The sequence below is a fragment of the Amycolatopsis tucumanensis genome, assembly GCF_021654135.1.
Taxonomy (GTDB): domain Bacteria; phylum Actinomycetota; class Actinomycetes; order Mycobacteriales; family Pseudonocardiaceae; genus Amycolatopsis_E; species Amycolatopsis_E tucumanensis.
In genome coordinates, this window is sequence record NZ_JAKGSD010000013.1 from 28,170 (window position 1) to 49,088 (window position 20,919).

The 20,919-nt window shown below is 65.8% G+C and carries 16 protein-coding genes; 7 read left to right on the forward strand and 9 right to left on the reverse strand.

From position 1 onward, the window contains the following. Nucleotide 1: 1 nt before the first annotated feature. Nucleotides 2-2,713 (reverse strand): golvesin C-terminal-like domain-containing protein, encoded by a 2,712-nt coding sequence (locus L2C96_RS15590; protein WP_237336778.1) that lies wholly within the window; start codon nucleotides 2,711-2,713, stop codon nucleotides 2-4. Continuing rightward, a complete protein-coding gene (locus L2C96_RS15595; protein WP_237336670.1) occupies nucleotides 2,713-7,914 on the reverse strand; it encodes a DNRLRE domain-containing protein in 5,202 nt (1,733 codons plus the stop codon). Before L2C96_RS15595 ends, L2C96_RS15590 begins: the two co-directional genes overlap by 1 nt. Nucleotides 7,915-8,647: 733 nt before the next feature. Between L2C96_RS15595 and L2C96_RS15600 the strand changes: the two genes are divergently transcribed. Both L2C96_RS15600 and L2C96_RS15605 read left to right on the forward strand, forming a co-directional pair. Next, the gene (locus L2C96_RS15600) at nucleotides 8,648-9,100 is read left to right on the forward strand and encodes a hypothetical protein (RefSeq protein ID WP_237336671.1); all 453 of its coding nucleotides are present in this window, start codon (nucleotides 8,648-8,650) and stop codon (nucleotides 9,098-9,100) included. Between the two features lie 1,045 nt (nucleotides 9,101-10,145). Continuing rightward, nucleotides 10,146-10,427: a hypothetical protein gene (locus tag L2C96_RS15605; protein ID WP_237336672.1), complete on the forward strand. Its 282-nt coding sequence runs from the start codon at nucleotides 10,146-10,148 to the stop codon at nucleotides 10,425-10,427. A 306-nt stretch (nucleotides 10,428-10,733) separates the two neighbouring features. On the opposite strand, the gene L2C96_RS15610 is transcribed toward L2C96_RS15605, so the two are convergent. The 4 genes from L2C96_RS15610 to L2C96_RS15620 form a co-directional block, all read right to left on the reverse strand. After that, nucleotides 10,734-11,012, reverse strand: a complete 279-nt coding sequence (locus L2C96_RS15610; RefSeq protein ID WP_237336673.1) for a hypothetical protein — start codon at nucleotides 11,010-11,012, stop codon at nucleotides 10,734-10,736. 1,363 nt (nucleotides 11,013-12,375) lie between these two features. Continuing rightward, on the reverse strand, nucleotides 12,376-12,840 hold the full coding sequence (locus tag L2C96_RS15615) for a DUF4304 domain-containing protein (RefSeq protein WP_237336674.1): 465 nt from the start codon (nucleotides 12,838-12,840) through the stop codon (nucleotides 12,376-12,378). Nucleotides 12,841-12,842: 2 nt separating this feature from the next. Beyond that, nucleotides 12,843-13,016, reverse strand: coding sequence for a hypothetical protein (locus tag L2C96_RS45320; RefSeq protein WP_372491222.1), 174 nt, complete (start codon nucleotides 13,014-13,016; stop codon nucleotides 12,843-12,845). Then, nucleotides 12,952-13,293 (reverse strand): hypothetical protein, encoded by a 342-nt coding sequence (locus tag L2C96_RS15620; protein ID WP_237336675.1) that lies wholly within the window; start codon nucleotides 13,291-13,293, stop codon nucleotides 12,952-12,954. Before L2C96_RS15620 ends, L2C96_RS45320 begins: the two co-directional genes overlap by 65 nt. Before the next feature lie 215 nt (nucleotides 13,294-13,508). On the opposite strand from L2C96_RS15620, the gene L2C96_RS15625 reads away from it, so the two are divergent. The 5 genes from L2C96_RS15625 (at nucleotide 13,509) to L2C96_RS15645 (ending at nucleotide 18,953) form a co-directional block, all read left to right on the forward strand. Beyond that, on the forward strand, nucleotides 13,509-14,951 hold the full coding sequence (locus L2C96_RS15625; protein ID WP_237336676.1) for an FAD-binding protein: 1,443 nt from the start codon (nucleotides 13,509-13,511) through the stop codon (nucleotides 14,949-14,951). A 303-nt stretch (nucleotides 14,952-15,254) separates the two neighbouring features. After that, a complete protein-coding gene (locus L2C96_RS45070) occupies nucleotides 15,255-16,430 on the forward strand; it encodes a GGDEF domain-containing protein (protein ID WP_237336677.1) in 1,176 nt (391 codons plus the stop codon). 145 nt (nucleotides 16,431-16,575) lie between these two features. Continuing rightward, nucleotides 16,576-16,890, forward strand: coding sequence for a WXG100 family type VII secretion target (locus L2C96_RS15635; protein WP_237336678.1), 315 nt, complete (start codon nucleotides 16,576-16,578; stop codon nucleotides 16,888-16,890). Nucleotides 16,891-16,893: 3 nt separating this feature from the next. After that, nucleotides 16,894-17,808 (forward strand): putative T7SS-secreted protein, encoded by a 915-nt coding sequence (locus L2C96_RS44480; protein ID WP_308191154.1) that lies wholly within the window; start codon nucleotides 16,894-16,896, stop codon nucleotides 17,806-17,808. A 2-nt stretch (nucleotides 17,809-17,810) separates the two neighbouring features. After that, nucleotides 17,811-18,953 (forward strand): hypothetical protein, encoded by a 1,143-nt coding sequence (locus L2C96_RS15645; RefSeq protein ID WP_237336679.1) that lies wholly within the window; start codon nucleotides 17,811-17,813, stop codon nucleotides 18,951-18,953. Between the two features lie 39 nt (nucleotides 18,954-18,992). Here L2C96_RS15645 and L2C96_RS15650 read toward each other — a convergent pair whose 3' ends face one another. From L2C96_RS15650 to L2C96_RS15660, 3 genes are read right to left on the reverse strand one after another with little or no spacing between them, the layout of a single operon-like run. Further along, on the reverse strand, nucleotides 18,993-20,006 hold the full coding sequence (locus tag L2C96_RS15650; protein ID WP_237336680.1) for a ketoacyl-ACP synthase III family protein: 1,014 nt from the start codon (nucleotides 20,004-20,006) through the stop codon (nucleotides 18,993-18,995). A 1-nt stretch (nucleotide 20,007) separates the two neighbouring features. After that, nucleotides 20,008-20,310 carry a hypothetical protein gene (locus tag L2C96_RS15655; RefSeq protein WP_237336681.1) on the reverse strand — a complete coding sequence of 101 codons (303 nt, stop codon included), beginning with the start codon at nucleotides 20,308-20,310 and terminating at the stop codon, nucleotides 20,008-20,010. Nucleotides 20,311-20,326: 16 nt separating this feature from the next. Then, on the reverse strand, nucleotides 20,327-20,827 hold the full coding sequence (locus L2C96_RS15660) for a hypothetical protein (RefSeq protein ID WP_237336682.1): 501 nt from the start codon (nucleotides 20,825-20,827) through the stop codon (nucleotides 20,327-20,329). Nucleotides 20,828-20,919 lie beyond the last annotated feature (92 nt).

Genomic DNA, 20,919 nt, shown 5'->3' on the forward strand with positions numbered 1-20,919 from the left:
TTTACCATTCGACGATCTTAATCCCGGCAGCTTGGAGTGCCGCTCGGAGGCTATCAGTAGGCCCGCTGAGACCGGTTGACGGACTGGCGGTGAAATGCCACTCCAGGGAGCTAACCTGCCTGCTTTGGAGAAGTTCCACGTCCTTCTGGATCTGCAGCCGGATATCCGAGGTGAGCGACGTTCGGCCGACCTTCGACTCGATTGCGACACCAGTCGGTGTCAACACGTCGACCCTACGCCACCCGCTCGTCGTTTCGAATGGTGCCTCTCGCCGCGCTCCCGGGTATCGGCTTGCGATTGCGTCGGCTGCGGCGTCCCCCGCGGCTTTGTTGGCCTGGACGAGTGTTTCAGTGGCACTGTCGATGGCTTCATCGGCGTGTCGGATGTGCTTGTAGATCGTAGTAAACCAGCCGGCGACGGGGATGACCGCGGCGCAGGAGAGGCCGGCGTTGGTGGTGTCACCTTCGGCGGCGTAGATGCCGCAGTTGACGCCGTCGGCGGGTTCGCCGAGGCCGGGTATGAGGCCGAGGATGTCGAGAAAGTCGTGGAGATTCTGGCGCAGAGTGGGTTGTGGGCCGGTCTTGCTGCTCTTGAGGGCGGTAAGCCCCTTCCTGGCGATGTCGGCGGATTGCCACCCGGACTTGTGTGCTTCTTCGGGGTCGAGGTCGGGGTTGGCGCCGATGATTTCGCCGGTGTAGCCGTAGTTGCGGCAGGCGACCATGTCCGAGCCCGCACAGTAGGGCGCCATGGGCTCGTGGCCGTCGAGTTCGATGCGGGTGATGGGGTTGCCGCCGGTGAAGCTGTAGCGGTTGGCGGTCCAGGGGTCGGTGCCGAGGTTGAGGTCGGCCAGGGCGCCGTTGTAGGAGTCGCGGGTGAGGAACCGGTTCAAGCCCGGGCTGTAGTCGCGGAAGCCCATGTCGTAGGACCCCGAGGCGTTGTCCCAGCGTTTGCCGTTGTAGCGGTAGAAGTTGTAGGGCTCCTTGCCCGGGTTCTGGGTTTCTGGTTTGTCGATGCCGGTGAAGGCCTGCTCGTCGTTGCTGCCGTAGGCGGTGTAGCCGTAGGTGGCGCGGGTGTCCCCGCCGGGGGAGGTCAGGGTTTCGACGTCGCTGTGCGGGTTGTAGCCGTAGACGGAGTCCTCGGCGATCTGGGGGCCGGTGCCGTCGGTGTCGTGTTTGAGCTGCGACAACCGCTGGCCGAAGGCGTCGTAGGCGTAGGACCGTTGGATCTGGCCGCCAATTTCCTCGGTGACGACCTGGTCGGTCAGTCCGAGGTAGGCGAAGTTGGTGGTCTTGGCCTGCGGGGTGCCGGCGTTGTCGGTTTTGGTGACGGTGCGGTCGAGCGGATCGTAGGCGTAGCTGGTGGTGGTCAGGTTGGTGGTGCCGGGGGCGAGTTTTTTGTGCTGGGCGGTGCGGTCGAATCCGTCGTAGGTGTAGGACTCGATGATCTGCCCGGCGGCGGTGACGGTGTTGAGGCGACCGAAGGGGTCGTAGTTGTAGGCCGCGGTGACGCCGTTGGAGACGGCGGAGGTGAGGCGGTTGCGGTCGTAGGTGAAGGTGGTGGTGGCGCCCTCCACGGTTTGGGAGGTGACGTTGGAGTTGGCGTCGTGGAGGTAGTTTTCGGTTTCCAGGACGGCGCCGGTGCCGGCGTTCTTCTTGGTGACGGTGGCGATGCGGTCCTGCGGGTCGTAGAGGTATTCGCGGATCTCGTCGAGGTAGGCCGCGGCGTTGTCGGCGTTCTGGATCTTGGAGGCGTCGCGGGTGCGGTCGCCGTTGGGGCTGTACTCGAGGAGGTGCTGGGCGACCAGGGTGCCGTTGGGCTTCTTCTCGATCTGGGAGGCGAGCTGGCCGTCGAGGTGGTAGCCGTAGTCGACGGTGTTGCCGTTGGCCTTGGTTTCCCGCAGCACCTGCGCGCGGGGGGTGTAGGTGTAGCTGGTGGTCTTGGCGGTCTGTCCGGTTTCGGTGTTGGTGACCGTGGCGAGCAGGTCGCGCGGGTCGTAGCCGAAGACGCTGTCCTGGGTGTCGTGGTCGCGGGTGGCGGGGTTGCCGTTGGGGTCGTAGGTGAAGGCGGTGGTGTTCTTGATCGCGCCGCCGAGTTTCTCCTCGACCTTCGCGAGCTGGTTGAGGCCGTTGTAGGTCAGGGCGTAGGTGTCGACCTTGGCGGCGGAGCTGGTGTCGGTGAGCCCGGCGAGGTTGCCGTTGGCGTCGTAGGTGTAGCCGAAGGTCTTGGCTTCGGTGTCGGCCTCGCCGCTGTTGTTGCGGACCAGCTTGATGGCGTCGGCGGTGACGGTGCCGGTGGCGGCGTCGGCCAGCACGACGCTGTGGGCGTTGCCGGCGGTGAAGCGGTAGCTGCCGAGGCTGACCCACTCCCCCGCGTGCTGGGTCTGGTCGACCAGTTTGGGGGTCTCGCCGTCGGCGTGCCGGACGGTGTAGGGCGCGTTGGTGGCGGCGGAGCTGGGGTAGCGGGCGAACACCTCGTAGGTGCCGTCCTGAGGGATGGTGAGCTTCCAGGTGAACGTGCCGGCGCCGGTGCCGGCCGGGGCGGTGCGGTAGTCGTAGCCCTGATAGCCGGTGCCGGTCGCGCTCGTGGCCCAGGCGCCGCTGGTGGCGGTGTTCTGGGTGTCGGAGTTGTCGACGAGGACGACGTCGCGGCCGACGGGCACGCCGTCGTCGGTGCGGGACTTGAGTTTGCCGTCGGGATAGTAGTCCCAGGTCATCACCCGGTTCGCGGATCCGCCCGCGCTGGTGAGGGTGCGGTTGGTCTGCTGGCCGAGCGGGTTGTAGTCGTAGCTGGTGGCGATGTCCCACGGGTCGGTGGCGGTGCGCACCCAACCGTTGTCGTAGTAGGTGTAGCGGGTGGTGTTGCGCACCGTCTGCCCGGCGGACGGGGGTGCCGAGGTTTCGGTGAGGTTGCCGACCTGGTCGTAGGCGTAGGTGGTGACGTCGGGGGTGTTGTAGCGGGGGTCTTCGCGGTCGAACGGGCTGCGGCGTTCGATGGGCCGGTTGAGTTTGTCGTAGACGACCGCGGTGGCGAAGTCGTCCGGGTCGGTGGTCGTTTCGCTGCCGCGGGGGCTGATGACGCGGTCTGGTTGCCGACCTCGTCGTACTCGATCCTGGTGATCCGATCGATGCCGGCCTTGTGCGGGACTCGCACCTCGACCGGTTTGGACCGTTCGTCGTAGACGTAGGTGGTGACGGTGTTTTCGGCGTCGGTGGTGGAGGTGACGTTGCCGTCGCGGTCGTAGCCGGTCCTGGTGACGTAGCCGAGTGCGTCGGTCGCGGTGGTCTGGCGGTGGTTGAGGTCGTAGCCCAGCTTCGTGGTGTAGTCGGCGGTGTCCGGGGTGGCGCTCTTGCGCGGATCCACGACGGTGGTGAGGTTGCCGACGTTGTCGTAGCTGTAGCCGATGACATCCCCGGCGGCGTTGGTGACGCTGGTCAGCTGGGAGATGGCGTCGTAGCCGTAGCGGGTGACGTAGTCGTTGGGGTCGGCGGTGGTCAGGGTGCCCAGCGGCTGGGTCTCGGTGAGCAGGTTGCCGATCTTGTCGTAGGCGAAGCTCGAGGTGCGCGAGGGACCGGTCGGGGTGTCCTTGGGATCGGTGACCGAGGTGATCTGGTCGGCCGGGTCGTAGACCGCGGTGGTCACCGCACCGTTGGGCGCGGTGGCCTGGGTGATGTTGTCGTTGCGGTCGTAGACCGGAGCGGGGTTGGTGATGAACTCGCCCGCGGCCTGGTCCTTGGGTTCCCGGGTCTCGAGCGGCCGGCCGAACACGTCGTAGCCGGCGGTGGTGGTCTTGCCGCGGGCGTCGGTGACCGAGGTGACGTTGCCGCGCGCGTCGTACACCGTGGTGGTGCTGTTGTTCAGCGGGTCGGTGATGCGGCGGGGATAGCCGGTGGGGTCGTAGTCGGCGTAGGCGGTGGTGTTGCCGTTGGCGTCGGTCGAGGTCAGCAGCTGCCCGAGGGGGTCGTAGCTGTAGACGGACTGGTAGTCGTCAGGCACACCGGCGGTGGCGGTGCCCTTGGGGTCGGTGACCGTCGTCAGGTTGCCCCGGGCGTCATAGCCGAAGCTCCAGCGCCGTCCTTCGGGGCTGGTCTTGCTGATCAGGTCGGCGGTGTAGCCGCCGAGCCCGGTCTGGTAGTCCAGCACCGTCGCCGGGGTGTTGTGTGCGACCGCTTCCGCGTCCCTGATCGAGGTGGGGTATCCGGTCTTGGGGTCGTAGGTCCAGGTGGAGACGGCGTTGTTGGCCTCGGTCAGTGAGACCACGTTGTTGCCGGCGTCCCAGCCCATGAGGGTGGTTTCGTTCTTGGCGTTGGTGGTGCGCACCGGCCGGCCGTAGCCGTCCATCCGGTAGGTGCTCACGTGGTTCTCGGCGTCGGTGATGGTCGATTCCATCTCCGAGCCGGTGCTGCCGTCCGGGTCGGCGTAGGCGAAGCCGGTGGGATGGCCGAGGCGGTCGGTGAGGGTTTGCAGTTTCCATTTGTCCTTGGGGTCGACCGGCGCGGTGTAGTAGCTGAGGTTGGTGGTGCCGCCACGCGGGTCGGTGATCGCGACGAGCTTGACGTTCTTGTTGCCCTGTGTCGCGTCGTAGCCGAAGCGGAAGGTTTTCGCCTCGGCCGTGCCGGCCCCGTCGACGAGCTCGGTCAGCAAGCCCTTGTCGTCGTAGCCGAAGGTGAGCGTCCGCCCGGAGACGTCCCGGATGGACTGCACCATGTCGATGATCTTCGGGTTGCTGGTCTCGCCCCGCTCCCAGTAGTCCAGCGTGAGGGTCTGCCGGCCCGCCGGGTCGGTGACGTAGGCGAGGAACTTGCGGGGCTGGTTGTTGGACTTGCGTTCGGTGTAGGTCAGCTGCTGCTCGTTGCCGTTGCGGTCGGCGACGGCGGTCATCCAGCCTTCCTCGTCGAAGAAGAACCGGGTCCGGTCCGGGCGCGTGGCGACCCAGCGGCGGGTGGTGTCCTCCCCCGCCTGCCGCTGCAGGAACAGGTGCACACCGGCGGGCTGGTCGTAGGTCCACGCGGCCGGGTCGGTCGAGTTGTTCTTGTTCAAGTTGAACACGTGCGAGGTGCCGTCGCCGTCCGGCAACGTGATCCTGGACGGGTAATCCTGGCCCTTCGGGTGCAGCTCCAGTGACGCTCCAAGCCGGACCAGGCCCGACGCGCTGAGCGACCAGCCATACCCCATCGCGGTGGCCGAGGTGTCCTGGCTGTTGTAGGTCATCCGAACGAACGTGGACAGCCCGCGGCCCGGGTTGGAGAAGGCGTCGTAGGAGAACACCGTGTTGCCGGCGAACTGGTTGACCAGCACGTTGGAACCCGCGCCGGTGGACTTGCCGGCGTAGGCGTAGAACTTCTCCAGGCCGAGCTGGTCGCTGGTGGGGTCCTCGACGGTGACGTTCTGCGGCAGCGCCGGAATACCGCCGGTGGCCGACAGCCAGGTGCCGGTCGTGGTGTTGCGCAGGTCCCAGCTCAGCACGAACTGCTCGCGCTTGTTGCCCGCCTCGCTCTGGATCGGGGTCTTCACCCTGGCCTGCACCGTGACGGTCCCGTTCGGCGGGACATCGGCGGGCAGGGCTGTCTCCAGCCGGTTGCCGTCGGTGGTGACGTCGGTGCCGTCCGGCAGCGTCCACCGGTAGGACAGCTTCTGGTTCGCCGCCGACCAGGTGGCCGTGGTGGTGTTGGTGAGCGTGACCGGGACGGTGTACTCGTCGCCCGGGATCATCCGCAGGGACGGGGTGTCGGGCGCGTAGTAGGTGGCCTCGGCGGTCGGCTCGGTGTAGGTGACCACCAGGTTCGGGCGCAGCTGCGGCTCGGCAGCCTCGTCGGACAGGAACAAGGCACGCTGCTTGGCGGCGCCGGCCTCGTCGCGCACCTTGACCAGGAAGCCGTTGTTGGAGGCCGGGTTGCTCACCCAGCCCTGCACCACACCCGGGTTCTCCCAGATGTGCCACTTGGGGTCATTGGAGATGCCAACCACCTGGTCGGCCAGCGCGCCGTAGTCGCCGCCCGGCGCGGTCCAGGCGGTGGCGGCCGAGGCCCGGTTCCACGTGGTTTCCGTTTCGGCGAACGACTTGGTCAGCGGGTGTGCGTCGAACGTGGCGCCGCTGCCGTTGGTGTAGAAGCCCCACAGCATGAAATCCGCGTCGATGACGTGGGCGTTGGCCGGAATGGCCGACAGGTCGGGGAACTTGACCACGGCGCGGGTGTTGCCGTAGGTGGAGGAGTTGTTGCCCACTGCCAGCCACGGCTGTCCGGTGTAGACGTTGAGGTTGGTCGTCGGCTGCGCCGAGGAAATCGTGGAATCCAGGGCGCCGCCGTGGAAGACCTGCGTCACCAACCCTGCCTTCGGCAGCCGCGCGAGCTGTGTCGGACCCGGAATCAGCTGCCCGTCCCGGGTTTTGGCGACGATCATGTAGTAGTACGCCGCCCCGAACGGGTCCGGCGAATCCGCCGGCGTCGGCTCCGCGGTGGTGTCGGTGAACGTGGTCGTCGCAGGCGACAGCGGCGCGATCAAGGTCCAGCGCGACGGGGTGAACGTTTGGTACACGGTGCGGTGCACCTGGTACTCGACCACGTCGTCGTTCGGGTTGTTCGGGTCCGGATCGGTGTACGGCGACCAGCGCAGCTCCGCGCCCGTGGAGTAGATCTTCGTCGGGTACTGCAGGTTCACGCTCGGCCGGCCGTAGCTCAGGATCAGCTTCGGCCGGTTCTCGACCTCGCCGTTGTAGGCGAACTCGGCGGCCTGGTACACCGGGCCGCTGCGGTTCAACGCCTCGTTGGTGGCTTTCAGCATGAACCCGTAGTTCTGCGCCGATCCCGACACCCACGACTGCGCAATGTTGCGCACATCGAACTCGTGCCAGATGTTGGCCTTGTTCACCTGCTTGACCTGGGTCGACAACCCCGCCTCGGCGAACGCGGCGTTGATCGAGTTCCAGGTCGCGGTGTCCTCGCTCCACGACTGCGTCACTCGCCGCACCTCGATGGTGTTGTCCACCTGCGTCGACGGGATCTCGCTGTCGAAATACAACCGCAGCTTCGCGCTCGTCAGACTGGTGCCGGCGGGAACCACCGAGGTGTCGAACCGCACCAGGCTCCGCGCGACACCCCAGGCGTCCGTGCCGACCGAGAGCCGGTAATCCGATCCGTCGTTCCGGGTCGGCGTGTCCGACCAGATCTGGGTGTCCTGCCCGGTGGTCGGGGTCGGTTCCACCTTGATCGTCGGGTCGATCACCACCGGGTACTGCCGCTCCGGCGCCGACAGCCAGCCTGCGTCCGCCTTCACGGTGATCGTGGTCGTCGCGCCGCGGTGCTCCACCGTCTGGGTCACCTGATCGCTGAACGCGGTCCCGTGCGGCGACTTCTGGTCCACCCGGCTGTCGTTCATGAACGGCTTCGGCATCACGAACAACGGCGGCCCATCCCCCGCCGGGCCCTCGGCGAAGAACCCGATCGACCCGTCCGGCAACGCCCGGGCCTGCACCCCGCCAGCCTGCACGGTGAACCGCCACACCGGATCCGCCGGCGGACCGGCCAGCACGATCCGCTCCTTGAGCGAATCACCAGTCACCTCATAGGCCACATCCGCACCCTCGAACGCGCCCGCGTAGGTGACCGTGTCCCCCTCCACCCGCGGCGACAACGACCGCGCGGCAGCGTCGAGCCCGAGCGCGACGTGCTTGCCACCGGCCTCGACCCGAACCAACCGGTCACTCTTGTCCCCGAAATCGGACCGGAAACCGTTGCTGTCATTGAGGAACCGGTAGCCGTCCCGGCCCTGCTCCCGCACCGTGGTGTCGATGTCTCGCCACACACCACTGCTGTCCTTGAAGGACTCCGGCTCCGGCGACACCTCAGCCTCGAAAGTCCCGTCCGACAACGCGAAAACCCGCGTCGTGGCCGAGCGCTGTTCCCCCAGCTCCCGCACCCGACGCGGAGGTTCAACGGTCTTCGCCGGCCCCGTCTGATCCACGTGCACAGCAGCAGATGCCGAGCTCGGAGCCAACAACTCCCCCAGCCACTGCCACACCCGACCGAAACCGCCTCCACCGCCGCCGCTACCCGCCGGCAGACCCACCACCGCGACCGCCAGAACCAGCAGCACGACAAGAGCGCGCGACAACAAACCCCGCGAACGCGACGGATGCATGGAGAGTCCCCTCAACACAGTAGGCCGACACCGGCAACTACCAAGCGAAACGACCATCACACTAAGCGCAACAACGATCTCGAGAACCCGCCGAACGGACTAAATCTCGCAAAGACACCGTCAGTACGGTTGGAAAGAAACGGTCGGCCTGGCTTGAACGCCCGCGCGGAAGAATTAACCCACTACTGCCGGTATCCGGTTGCTGAACGCTGGCCACGCGTGCACCCGCCATACTGGTACACCCCCGAGGACACATGACCCGGTGCCTGACAAGCTGGAGTTTCACGCTCGGCGCATCGGCGCGAACTGCGCCATCCTCGGCCGGTCGGGTGCGCGACCGCACCCAGGTCGAGGCGTGCGACTCGTCGAGCGCGCAGGAGTTGTTACTCGCCCCGCACGAGCTCGCCCAAAATGTAGGCGGCAGGCGACGGCTCGTGCGAGCCGGGCTGACTGGAGCCATCCGAACCACGATCCTCACCTAGGACGCGCTGAACCCGAGAGGGAGTGTCGGATGTCCGAAAATCTGACTGTCGCGATCCCCCCCCCGGTTGAGATGGCGACTGAGGAGCTGGAGCGCCTGCTGGAGGTGGCGCAGCGGGAGCTGCAGGAACGCAATCAGCACGTGTCGAGCTCATTGCGGCCGCAGCACTTCCGCCGGATGCTTGACCATCTTGGAGAGCGGCCGCAAGCCAAGGGTGCTGCGCGCGCCCGCGGCATTGAGGACGTGTCGCGGAAGATGGTTCTGCAGTTCCTCGGGCGCGACGAGGGCCGCCGGCTGTCCGGCCCCCCCAAATCCATCGTCCGGGCCATGGCCGAGCTGGCAAGCAGCGACACCGGGTTTCCGACCACCCCCAAGAACTTACCGCTGGAGGTGGACTACGCCAGCGGGATGAGCGCCGCCGGGTTCTTCCTCCGACCGGCCGACCATCGCTCGCTGCGGCTTGCGCTCGGGCTTGAGGCCTGACACCTGGCCAGCGCACCAAGGAAGTTGGGGACGTTCGGCGAGAGGAGGTCGATGCGCCAGAATTTGCCGCGGCTGCTCCTGGGCTGGTTGGAACCCGGAGGCTGCGCCAGCCCCAGCCATGCGCTCGGCCCCTCCTCCGTATGGGGCCACGACGCTGCCCTCGACGCCGCACCCGCTGGGACTCTCCCATCGAGGCACTCGTTGCCGCCCCGTCCCGCCGTTCACCGGCATTCCCACGGTCGGCCTGGCGGCCAGCGCGGAGGGCGCTCTTGAACCAGTCGCAGCACCACGGACGAACGCCCGACGATCGGGGAAGTAGCTCTTCGTACCCTCCACTTGTCACCACGACCTGGGCGAGAGTCGCCGATACCACCACCAGAGCCAGCCGCGCCGTCGACCTTTTCCTGGCGTTGACGATCGCTATCGCGACGTCCGGGTCCACCAGCTGTGGGAGGCACGCTGTCCAGTTCGGGCTCGCCAGTGCGCGATAGGGCAGTTGGACGGCCGGATCTTGGTCGTCGTGGACAGACGCGCGGACCTCCTTCCCGGAGATAGTGCAGAGGAGATCGACGACGCGAGCAGCACGGTTGCTGGGCGTTTGCTCAATAAGTCGGCGACGGGCGTGGGCTAGGCAGTCCCCACCGCGCCGCTTCCCGCTGGCATGTCGGCCAGAACACAAGAAGGCTGCAGAACGGTGGAGGACTCGCCTGGTGAGTAACAGGCCTCTTCTGTTCCCGACCGTGCAGAGAGAGACGAGAGGACGGACGTGATGAGGTGCATTAACGCCGTCGCGCTGCTCCCGGTGCTGGTCCTTCTTACTGCCGGATGTGAAGCATCGCCTCCGACGGTCAATCAGGGCACGGTCAGCCCCGGCTCGGCTGAAGCGACGAGTGCTACACCCACGGCGACCACGACTGTGGCCCCTCCAAAGGCCCCAACTTGGGGCGAGCGATACACCTGGCCAAGTGGACTCGCCGTCGAGGTCGCGAAACCAGTCTCCTGCAAACCGACGCAATACGCCTACCCGCAGGGGGTCCAGCGTGCGGTGAAGTTCAAGATTACCGTGATCAACGGTACGAGCCAGCCGGTGGACGCCAGCTCGGTAAGCATCGGCGTTGAGGCCCAGTTCGACAGCACGCGGGCAGAACCGGTCTACGATTCCAACGGCCCGTGCGGCGGCGGCGGTATGTCAACTGCGACCATCCTGCCTGGTAGGACATTCAGCTACGAAGCGGCCTACGCCGTCGGGGCGGCACCTGGCGAGATGCAACTCGCCTTTCAGCCCTACTTCGGGGGCGACAAGGCGGTCTATCTCGGTCCTGCTTGACTCCCGGGGTGCTGCCGTGGCGTCGGATGCGGGGAATCCTCGGCGTCGTGGGCGATGCCCCGCGCTGGTGCGCCTGACCACGCCTAGCTGGCAGTGGCGAGCGAGCAACTGACCTTGCTGGCATACCCGATCAAGGCGCAGGCCGCGTCAGGACGGGTGGCGGCCTCGGCCGTCGCTGGCCCCCCGATCAGCCAGCCCGACGTAAGCGAAAGTCTGTCGCACCCAAGCGACGCCACCAGCTTCATTTTGGAATCCCTCGAATCAAGTGCCAGTGAAAACTGAACACGCTGGAACAGTGGTCGCGTGTCATGGTTCGTTCAAATAGGCCTCGAGTTGATTCTCGCGCTCCGCCACTATTGGAATAGTCTTATCGAATACCTGTGCATTTCCAGTCGTATATTCAACGATTTCGAGCCCGCCCCTCGGCTTTTTTAGGAATTCATGGAGCGCTCTCTCCTCGGCCGCCACGATCGTCTGAGCTGCCCCCCAAACGCTCGTTTTGAATTCCCACAGCGCGAGGATTCGCTTCCTATATTCGTCGCATCGCTCGAGGAGCTCCCGAGCCACTCCTGGATAGAGAGCCATATCAGCCACTGAACGGGTTAATTTTCACAACTATTCTCCCATCGTCTTCCGTCACTACCTGTACTGAACCAGAAGTATAGAGCGCGCTTCGAACTCCGTCGACATTCTGGTAAGTGACTGTCCCGGTGTTGATGGGATCCTCGATCAACTGCGGCGAGATACGCCTTCCTGCGCCCGTCGTCCCTGCCGGGGCTCCGAGACTGCTGGGTTGCATCCGGCCAACGCGTGACGAGAATAGAGGCGCTGACCCACAACTGCGTATTCACGGCCGTTGACGGTAGCCTGGGGTGCTCGCTTCACGACATCCAGGGGATCTTGCCCGCGTCAGCCGCCTCGGCGACGTCCTGTCCAGCCTTGGCCGCGTCGTCGGCGTGGCGGATCCCTTTGAAGATGTTGGCGAGCCACCCGAGAACCGGGAACGCGGCTGCACACGAGAGTGCCGCGTCTCCGCCTTGTCCTTCCTGGGATGAGCCCGATCATGTCGAGGAGGTCGTGGGCCTGCTGAGCGACACTCGGCTGCGGACCGTTCTGGCTGACTTAAGCGCTGCAGGTCCGAGCTGGGCGATCTTGGCCGAATCCCATCCGGCCTTGTGTGCTTCCTCGGGCTCGAGGTCTGGGGTTGGCGCCGATGATTTCGCCGGTGTAGCCGTAGTTGCGACAGGCCACCATGTCCGAGCCCTCGTGGCCGCTTACTCCTAGCCCCTGAATAGCAAGGCCTCGATTGGCAAACTTCCACAAGTCCTCACTCACCTCACTATTTCCGCCAACTCCTCTTCGAACACCCGGACAGCCTCAGGGTTACGGTCGTAGAAGGAGTCCCAAAACATAGGCACCTGCCATCGTGCGGGACAAATTTCGACAACGCCAAGTTCGTCAATCCTGGCAACCCAGTTCGCCGGAACTCGAGAGTCAACGGTCGTGAACATCGTCGAATCCCATAAACTGGGCGCCCCTTCATCGTCGATGATCTGGACCGATATTGGTCGCCCCGGTGGGCAACGCAAACCGATCACATGGTATTCCTCGCCCACGCGTATCCACGGGCTCGTGTCATTTGACGATCGGGTTACGGGGTTGACAATTCGCGCGCAGACAACCTTCATCTCTCACCTGGACAGGTTGAAAACGATCTTATAGTCGATGCCATAATTCACAGCCCCAGTCCTGGGATTGTCGTGCTTGAGCTCGAGACTGCCGCGACCTTGGCTATTGCGAAAACGCCGCAAACGAGGTGTAGGCGATGAGACTCGATCGCATCCCCGCGCAGAGTTGCCAAGGTGTCGTGGCGCGCAGTTCTGGTTCCAGCGGCGTTCACGATGACCTGCAGGCTGCTCCTTGAAACGCTCACCAGAACTGGCAGTCGTCAAACTACCGCATCTAACAACTGCTGCGCCTCTCCTACGACAAGCGAACATTCTAGAAAATATCTTCCCTGGGGCTGCCGGAAGCCAGTAAGCGTAGCGCACGATTTGAATATAGGAACAATGTTTTCCTCGATTGCTTGCTTCAGGACTTCCTCCCGGCCTGGCCGTTCGACCGTCAGGTCGAGGACCTGAACTAGCTCTTGCTCTTGCTCTCGCTCGGCCAGCAAACGGGTCAGTCGAGTACGGATATGACATTTGTGTTCAGCAGGAAAATCTACATCACCGAGAGGCAACAGCCAAACGGCAATATTCACATAGTACTGGTCGCCATATTGAGACTTCTGCAAGTTTATTACGCCGATCGTCTCCTCTTGACGAAGATACCAGGACCCAGATTTTTTTACTAATCCAGTCTCAGGAATCAACTGATCGATCGCCAATCGTAATGGGTTCTTTGTCACCATGGCTAGCAGGTTACCACCCGACCCGTGAACGGTGGCAAGTTGGGCTGTAGCTGGTTTAGTTCGTCGACGTAGGATTGCATTTGCCTCTCTCCAAGCCTGATAGCTCGACGGTTATTCGGCTTTAGCTCGAGAATCTCTCCGCGTTTGCCAGTTGATAGCGTCGATGCGTCGCCCACTGGGGAGTCTGTATTCCTTTTCCCACCCTGGGCCCGGGTTCCATTTTTGGTGCATCATCCGGCCGTATGCCGCAGCCGAAGATTCTCCTCCACGCGGACCTGGCCCCTTGAGGACACCACCGCGGACCACTCCCGTGCGGTTGCTGCCGACGACGATCCCCATCTGTGCGACGGCCATGATTCCGGCGTTGAGTGCGTCGGTGAGGGACATGCCTTGGCGGTGCTGTTTGAAGGCTTCCTCGATCGCCGCGCGATCGGCCATCAGTGCCAGTTCCATCTCTGCGCTGCAGGAGTCTCTCCCGAGCTCGACACATGCCGCGATCAATCACGCACGACTACGGAGGTACGGACCCCGTACACCAGCCTGCGGGGACCCCGTACGGGGTTCCCGGCGCAGCATTGTGGTCGTCCCCGATGTGCTGACCGCCGCGTCCCCGCCAGGGTGAGAACCGCCTGGGACCAGCGGAAACGAGACTCATCTCTGGAGGGACCGTGACATCGGTAGCCGGACTCGGTTGGGACCCCGTCACCCGGACCTGGACGACCGCCAGCAACGCGGGCGTGACGAAGGTGCCACCCCTCGACGGCCAGCTCATCGTCGACGTGCCCCCGGCGTTCACCGATGCCTCTCGCGACATGGGACGAATGGTGCACCGCACGCCGGGTGCCGTGCTCAAGCCCGGGAGCGTTCAGGACGTCGGGCGCATGGTCGCGCTCTGCCGCGAGCACCGCATCCCGGTGGCAGCTCAAGGCGCCGGTCACACCACCTACGGCCAGCGCTTGGTCGGCGAGAACGGTCTGGCGATCGACATGCGCACGCTCGACGGCATCGAGCCGGTCCGCCGCAACCGGGTGGTCTGCGAGGCCGGCGCCCTGTGGTCGGACGTGGTGATCACCCTTGCCGAGCAGGGTTTCCGCTTCCGGGGTGGCCTGACCGGATACCTGAACCTCACCGTCGGAGGCACCTTGAGTGTCGGCGGCATCTCCCCCAACTACCAGTGCGGGGCGCAGGTCGACGCCGTCGAGCGCATCCAGGTCGTCACCGGGCAGGGCCACACCCTTTGGGCCTCAGCTGCCGAGAACCGGGACGTGTTCGCCGGCGCGCTCGCCGGCCTCGGACAGGTCGGCATCATCACCCAGGCCGAACTCGCCCTCGCCCCACTCCCCCAACGAGTTCACACCTGGTCGGTGCCCTACTCCACCGCGGCGGACGCGTTCCGGGCGATGCGGACCGTCATGACTCAGAACGTCCTCGACGAGGTCTACTGCACCGTCCGTCCACCTGAACACGACGCGCAGCCGACCTTCTTGGTGCAACTCGCGTACTACGAGGTGGACGCCACCCCACCCCGGAACATCGTCGACACCCTCCTCGCCCCGATCGAGCCCGAGCACTACGAGACCAAGACCTACCTCGACCACGTCACCCTCGACACCGCCGTGATCGACGGCTGGCCGGTCTGGGAAAACCGGATCAAACCGTGGTTCGACGTCTTCCTGCCCGACTCGTCGGCCGAGGCCTTCGTCGAGAACACCATCAAAGCGATGACTGCCGCCGACTGGTCGCAGCCCCACGGACAGGGATTCGTCCTCCTGTTCCCCCACCGAGCCGACCGCTTCCGGCGCGAAAGACTCCGCGTGCCCAGACAGCGGTCCGACGAGTTCGTGTGGCTTTTCGACGTCCTCAACAGCGGATCGACCATGCCGAGCCAGGAAGAGGTCGAGCAAATGCTCACCCGTAACGCGCAATGGCTCGATACCGCGCGCGAGGCCGGCGGCACGCTCTATCCGATCGGTAGCCAGCAGCGGACAAACGAGCTGTGGCAGCGGCACTACGGGCCGGACTGGCAAGACGTCCTCAACACGAAGGCACGCCTGGATCCCGCCGGGATCCTCACACCAGGGGTAGGAATCGGCATCCACGCGACGACGTAACCGTCGTCTCGCGTGCGCCGGCTCGGTTGGGAGGCCGAGCCGGCGCACGCACATCACCGAGGGGGACAAATGGAGTGGAGTCACAAGTTCATCGCGGAAAGCGGACCGCCCTGCCTGGTTCGGCGCACCGTTCCAGCAGGCGTCGCAGCGACGCCCACCGACCTGGACCTGCCGAGCAGAGGGCAAGTTGTGCACGCCCTTCGACGTGCCGCGGGGGCAGCACGACGTTGCATGACCTGGTTTCGAGCTCGAGTCACCGCCGCACTGGCTGTCGTCGCTCATGCCGTCGTCATAACAGAGGCAGTGCGAGAAGCGCTCCTCGACGTTCCCATCATCAGCTCGTCGACGGTCGCCACCGGCGCAATCCTCTCGGCCTGCGCCGTTACTCACGCGTGCTGCACACGGTCACGCGCCCAACGTCGCACCGGTGACCGAAACGAGCAGCCCGTCGACCAGAGCGCGATCTGGCTCATCACCGCGGCCGCGGCGCTCCCCCTCGTCTGGGCTCTCGGCTTGCTGCTCATCCTGCGATTGGTTCGCTGGCGCGAGCACGGCGCACACCCCCGCGGATTTCTCTTCGCGACCTCGACGACAGTCGCATCCGTGCTCGCCGCACACGTGGTCGCGACCACGACACCGCTTCACGACTGGCTCACCCACGGCTCAGCGTGGCCGGAGACGACGCTGGGTCGCTTTCACCTCGTGGCTCTGCTGATCGCTCTTGGCGCCGCCTACTTCGCCGTGCAGGCGCTGTCAAGGTGCTCAGCCACCCCGCGGACCACCGACAGTCTGATCGCCGCGCAGGGCATGACCGTGGTCACCGTGCTCATCGGACTGGCTACCACGACCGCGACGGCCGTGTCTCCGCTGATCATGCCGACCTTCATCCCCATCGCCATCCACATGACGCGCCTGGTCCAGACGAACCGGGTCCTGGGGAACGACGCAATCCACGATCCGCTGATGGGACTACTCAACCGGCGGGGATTCCTGCCACTCGCCCAGAAGGTCCTCCAGCGTGACATCGCGGCCAATCGCCCCATGACGGTCCTGTTCGCCGACCTCGACAACTTCAAGAGCTGGAACGACGACCTCGGCGAGCTCGGTGGCGACGAGATACTCAAGGCCGTTGCGGCAACGCTGGAACGCGAGAGCCGGGTCGAAGACCTCTTGTGCCGCTGGGGCGGCGAGGAGTTCGTGGCGGTTCTGCCCCGCACGGACCTCGAGCAGGGCACTGAAGTCGCTGAACGCATCCGGCTCGCAGTGGAGCGCCTCGACACCCTCGTTCGGCTTCCAGGAAGCACCGAACACCTCCGCATTGGCCGCGACACTCGCCCCTGCACCATCTCCATCGGAGTCGCCACCAGCCCGGCACACGGCGTCCGCCTCGACGAGCTCGTCGACACGGCCATCCGCGCGAAGAAGTCAGCGAAGGCCGGCGGCCGGAACCGCGTCGTGCGCGCTAGGGACGGCGCTTGACCTGTTTCACGTCCGTCAGCGAAGACCTGCCGCTCCTGAAGACGCACCTGTTGCACCAATTGGGTGAAGTGAGCGACGTGCACAGTCCGTGCCCATTCTCTGACCTAAAGTGTCACCGGCTGGACCTTGGGGAGGGGAACGCTCGGTGGGCATCGAGGTCGATCCGGATGCGCTACGCGATCTTGGGCAGGACATCGCGGACCTGCTCGGGATGCTGAGCCAGCTTCAGATCCACATGATCGACTGCGATCGCCGGTTCGTCGGGCACTCGGGCCTCGCCGACTCCTACGACTCGTTCACCGAGCGCTGGGCGGTCGGTGTGGCCGCCTTGATGGAAGACGCCGGAACCATGTCGGAGCTGCTCGTTCAGGCGGCTGACGCCTACGAGCAGTACGACCAGGGCGTGGGCGAGAACCTGCGCGGCATCCTCGATGATCTGCAGAACGACGGGCCGCAGTGAGCCGTGGCTGAACTGGGCCAGAGCAGCGACCCGAAGTCGCTCGTCCCCGGTGATCCGCTGGAGATCCGCAAGTCCGCTGTGCACCTGCTCCGTTACGGCCACGCGCTCAACGAAGTCGCCGACGGCCTCAAGGGCCTGGACAGCAGCCACTGGAAAGGTGCCGCAGCCGATGCGTTTCGTGAGAAGTTCGAGGCCGAACCGACCCGGTGGCAGAACTGCGGCGACGCGTTTCTCGACGCCGAGGCCGCCATCCAAGCGTACTGCCAGCAATTGAGCCGGGCGCAGGACCAAGCTGCCGAGGCGATCAACCTGTGGAACCAGGGGCAGCAGGCAACCCAAGCCGCGCAGCAGCAGGAGACCCCGCCCACCGATGATCCCGGCGAAGCGCTACGCCGCCAGGCGCAGGATCTGCTCAACCGGGCCCGGCAGGGCGTCGACGAAACGGCGTGGCGGGTTGTCGGGATCCTGGACCGGGCACAGGCGCTGGCACCGCAGAAGTCGCCGTTCGGGCCGATGTCGGTCACGGTGCCCGAGCAGTACCGCACGGAGTTCGACGGCTTCAACTACGTGATCATCGACTCCAAGCGCAACCCGGAGACCGCGCAGCACGTGTACGAGGCCACACACGGCATGTCCTGGCGGGGAGATCAGGTGGTCGGCGGCGACCCACAACCGGTCGAGTTGACGATCGACCGTCCCGGGGCTGACGATCGCCGTGCACAGTCCATGAAGCAGGTGCCCGAGACCCAGCAGGGCCTCGACCGCGACGAGTACCCGCCGGCCATGTTCGAGGAAGGTGGAGCGGGATCAAGCGTGAAGTACCTGCACAACTCCGACAATCGCCGAGCCGGCCGTTCCGTTCAGCAGCAGACCGCCGGCCTCGCCGACGGTGAAGAAGTGATCATGGTGGTGAACTGATCGTGGCCGCCGACAGCAGCGACGCCTCGCCGGTGAGCACGCTCCTCGCCACGGCGCGGTCGCCACTCGGTCCCGCCATCCGGCTCGATCTGGGCTGGAGCACCGGCCCGCTGGCTGAGCTGGCGGACCTGCTGTCGCAGGTCAACGGATTCACCGTCTTCAACGCCGGTGTCCAGGTCTTCCACGCGGGAAGTCGCGGACTCGGGCCAGAGCTGGGCAGGTGGAACGCCCCGAACACCTGGAAGGACACCTACGCCGGGCTCGCCGATGACCTGTTCTGCTTCGGCCAAGACCTCTTCGGACGCCAGTTCGCCATCGAGGACCGGCGGCGCGTGGTCGTGTTCGACGCTGAAACCGCCGAGCGCACGAGCATCGGCACAACCCTCGATGAGTGGGCTGCCTGGCTGCTGCACGACCCGGACGTGAACGGCACCCACCGCTATGCGACAGCCTGGCAGGACGAGCACGGCGCCCTGGAGCACAACCAGCGGCTCATCCCGTGGCAGCTGTTCAGCCTCGGTGGCAGCTACGACTTCGACAACGTCACTGTGAAGGACGCCGAATGCATGCGCGTCCGCGGCCCCTTCGCCCACAGGATCCACGAGCTACCGGACGGAGCGCAGATCACCCTCATGCCCGAACCCACGAACGCGCAGGCCGGCGACCGCCTCGCCTACGCCGAACTCGACGTGTTCGCCGACTACAACTACTTCCTGGTTCAAGACGACAGCCTGCGGCCCGGCCTCTCCGACGAATTCACCGACGCACTGATCGACGACTTGGTGGCCACAGAGGACGGTGTGCTCGGCGTAGGCACCGCACGCCGGGTCACCGTGCCCGTCGTCCTCGAAGTCCTCGCGCATGAGCCCGTCGACGAGCTCGACGAATGGGACCACATCACCGAAGGCGGACTGACCGCGCCGACCGGACGGCTGCTTGCATCCTCCATGGACTACAGCGACCACCTCCCCCGCACCACAGTGCCGGCCGGGGACTACGCCGCCCGGATCTACTACCGCGGCTTCCGCACCATCTCCTCGGACGGCCTGCACGGTGACGACCTCTATAGGGTCGTGCTGTGGCCTGCGGCCCCTCGAGCAGCACGTGTGGTCAAGCGGTTCGACGGTGAGCTGCCAGGAGGGTAGGCGCGACGTTCCCAGTGTCCACGAGGTCGGCGGCGCGGATCACCAGCGGGTCACGGTGACGATCGCCGCGGTCCAGGTCATGCCGACACCCGCGCCGAGGAGCAGCACGTGGTCGCCGGGAAGGACGGCGCCGGAGACCGTCAGGTAGTGGAACGCCACCAGCTGGTCGGCAGCGCCGAGATGTCCGAGGTCGAGACCGAGTTGCACGGTCGACCGGTCCTCGGTGACGCCCAGCGGCTGCAGGATCTGGGCGTGGGCCAGTTGACGGCCGTAGTGCGGTCCGCAGACGAACGAGATGTCCCCGAGATCGAGCTGCGCGTCCGCCAGCGCCCGCTTCACAACGTCGCTGACACCAGCTGAGTTACGTGCGTGCACGGCGGACCTGGACGTCGAGGACAGCCACTGCTGCTTGCGCAGCCCGACATCGACGTGTTCCGCTGGGTTCGCGGCGAAGGGCTCGTGCCCACGGTGCAGTCCTTCCAAGCTCGCGTCGGTCCAGGAGGCCGTCGCTTCGAGCTTGGCGAACCTGGGGCGGCGGCTCAGCACCACCGCGGCCGCGCCGTCGCCGTAGACGATGCCCCGATCAGCGGACCAGCGGGGGAAACGTGCACCGCCGAAGCGGTCGGCCGCTGCCACGAGCACCGCCTCGTCCTTGCCGGAGGTGATCCGGTCAGCGGCGAGCTCAAGGCCAGCGACGGCGCTGTTGCTCATGGCGCCGACGGTGAGCGCGATGCCGGGACCGGCTGGGAGTCCGAGCTGGTCTCGCAGGTAACAGGCTGGGTTCCAGAATTCGAAGCCCTGGTGGTGCACGTGACCGTAGAGGACGCTGTCCGGCCTCATCGCCGTGTGACGGAGCGCCTCTCGGCCGGCGTGGACCGCCATGAAGGGGGCCGGCATGGCATCCGGTGGTTCGTCGACCACCGCTGCCGCACGCTGCTGCGATCGTTTCGCTTCGGCTGCCGAGTACTCGCCGCGAGCGATCGCGCTCTGCACCGGCTCCGGCTCACCGAGGAAAGTGCCTATTCCGCTGATGTAGATGTCGTCGTAGCGCATGTCAGCTCCATGCCCCCGCAGCAGGCACCGCGGCCGGGCTGCTCGCCGACGTTGCGAGCCGGAATTCGAGCAGCTGGTCGTCGACGCTGTACTCGCTGTGCACCTCGAAGCCGGCCCGAGCGAGCCGCACACGGACCGCGGCCGCGTCGGCGGTGGGCAGGTGCACGATCCCCGCGAAACGCGGTTGGTCGGAACTCCCCCGCTGATGCGTCGCGAGGTGCGCCCAGCCGCTCCACCTGTCCCACACCAGAATCAGGTCGACTTGGCGCACTTCCGCCGTGGGTGCGACACCACCTCGCGTCATCCTCTCCCCCTCATCGTCAGAACACCCGCTCGTCCACACGGAAGCTTCCGTCCGGGGTGTGGATCACCACGAGCGTCGCGACCGCGCGCTCGGTCCTCGCACCCCCGCTGCGGGCGCATCCTGTTAGGACAGTCGCTGAAACCAGTACGTTGACAACTTCGGCCGTTCCCGGAGCCTCCGGCGGCACTACCGCAGCAACGTCTGTGACCGCGCTGTGGCAGCGTTCCTCGACGAACGCCGACCAGTCCGTCCCGGTCGCTCCATCGCGCAGCTGAGCGTCGCGTGCGTGCTGAGCGTCCGTGACGTACGGACGCACGCGGTCCACCCACTCGGTCTCAGATGTATCCCGCCAGTGACGGGTCCGGTAGTGGATCATCCACTGCCGGGCCGCCTCCGCCGGCGATGCTGCCGGTACATCCGCAGCTTCCCTGGACGCCGTAGTCGGGGTCACGCTCACGCCCGGCTGGGCAGTGGGCGACGAACAGCCCGAAACGAGGAGCAGCAGCATCGCGATCACGCCACCACCGCGCCAGATGAACACAGCGGATGTAGTCCTCACGGGATCCTCCCCTCCCGCGACGGAGCATAGGAACGAGCCTCGCCCCGGCA